Genomic DNA, 1,329 nt, shown 5'->3' with positions numbered 1-1,329 from the left:
AGGTATTTCCTCGGGGCAGGCATCGGCTGCGCTCCTCTCATGAGACCCACCTGACCTGCTGCCACCCTTCCTCGCATCTCGGCGGAACCGCAACCGTCGACTCCATGAGCGCGTTGTTCAGGGCGTCTCCGACAGTGCCGGCACTCGGGGCGGCACTGGCTTCGATGAGCCGGTCGGTGTGGCGGATCGACACGTATTGGCTACCGGCATCGCTGTGAGGCACGAGTCCGTCAAGGTCACACACCCCGTCACGGTCGCGGGACCAGATCGCCATGTCTAGGGCAGCCAGGACGAGTTCGGTGCGTTTGTGGTCCGCGACCCGCCACCCTGCGAATTTGTGGGAGAACACCTCCAGCGCGAAGGCAACGTAGACGAATCCGGCCCAGATCGCCACGTAAGTGAAGTCCGTCACCGAGAGCCGGTTCGGGCGCGGGGCGGTGAAGTCGCGGTCCACGAGGTCGCCCGGCCGCTCGGAGGCCGCGGGTCCGGGGTGGGGGTGCGGATCTTCCTGCCGCGGACCGCGCCGGCACGCGCATGAGGCGTTCGACAGTGCACCGGGCCACCTCGATGCCCTCGCGGCGGAGCTGGTGCCATATCTTCCGAGCCCCGTAGACCGGGTGGTTCTCGTCGTACACGCGCTGGATCTCCTTCTTCAACTCCTCATCATGCACACAACGCATTGGTAAGGTTCGCCCTCCCGCTTCTTGGCGGCGTAATAGGTGGACGGGGCGATCTGGAGTTGACGGCAGACCGACTCGACCCCGAGCTCATCGCGGACGGTGTCCACGCAGGCCGTCACCTGGGCAGTCGCGGGTCGAGTTCCCGCGCGAAGAAAGCCGACGCGGCCTTGAGGATCTCGTTCGCCTGCTTGAGCTCGCGGTTCTCCCGCTCCAGCTCTGCTATCCGCCGGGCATCCGCGGTGTCCGTACCGGACCGCTCTCCGCCATCGATCCCGGCCTGCCGCACCCACGTGCGCAGAACCTCGGTGCGCCCCGAGCTGATCGGTGACCTTCGAGATCGAGCCCGTACGCGTCCCGGCCTGCGCGCGGACTTCGAACACCATCCGCGTCGCCCGCTCACGGAGCTCATCCGGATAACTTCTTCTTCGCTGCCACAAGTCCTAATCCTCCAGGAGTGAGGACCTCCAACGAAGCCAGGGCGGTTCACTGTGCGCTGGGCCGACCTGGTCACCGCGGTCAAGGAGCTGGTCAAGGAGGTGTTCGGCGCCTCGGGCGGCACCTACGGCTCCCCTCGCGTCCACGTCGAGCTCCGGGCGAAGGGCTGAAGGCGAAGAACACCATCGCGAAAGTCATGGGCGAGCTCGGCCTA

3 protein-coding genes, 1 pseudogene and 1 other annotated feature are annotated in these 1,329 nt (G+C 66.4%); of the genes and pseudogenes, 1 reads left to right on the top strand and 3 read right to left on the bottom strand.

Going from position 1 to position 1,329, the window contains the following annotated elements; all coding sequences use genetic code 11:
- Positions 1-37 precede the first annotated feature (37 nt).
- From AZE13_RS38705 to AZE13_RS37310, 3 genes and pseudogenes are all read right to left on the bottom strand, one after another.
- On the bottom strand, positions 38-454 hold the full coding sequence (locus AZE13_RS38705; protein WP_066940169.1) for a DDE-type integrase/transposase/recombinase: 417 nt from the start codon (positions 452-454) through the stop codon (positions 38-40).
- Between the two features lie 88 nt (positions 455-542).
- Positions 543-680, bottom strand: a pseudogene (locus AZE13_RS39410) (IS3 family transposase); the annotation flags it as partial.
- 44 nt (positions 681-724) lie between these two features.
- Positions 725-838: a sequence feature (AL1L pseudoknot), on the bottom strand.
- On the bottom strand, positions 796-966 hold the full coding sequence (locus AZE13_RS37310; RefSeq protein ID WP_181690520.1) for a hypothetical protein: 171 nt from the start codon (positions 964-966) through the stop codon (positions 796-798). Its footprint overlaps the feature before it by 43 nt.
- A 202-nt stretch (positions 967-1,168) precedes the next feature.
- On the opposite strand from AZE13_RS37310, the gene AZE13_RS36560 reads away from it, so the two are divergent.
- Complete coding sequence (locus AZE13_RS36560) at positions 1,169-1,285, top strand: IS3 family transposase (protein ID WP_147264790.1); 117 nt, start codon at positions 1,169-1,171, stop codon at positions 1,283-1,285.
- The last annotated feature ends 44 nt before the right edge of the window (positions 1,286-1,329 follow it).

Source organism: Streptomyces sp. NBRC 110611 (assembly GCF_001590865.1).
Lineage (GTDB): Bacteria > Actinomycetota > Actinomycetes > Streptomycetales > Streptomycetaceae > Streptomyces.
This window is presented reverse-complemented; position numbering and strand designations above follow the sequence as displayed.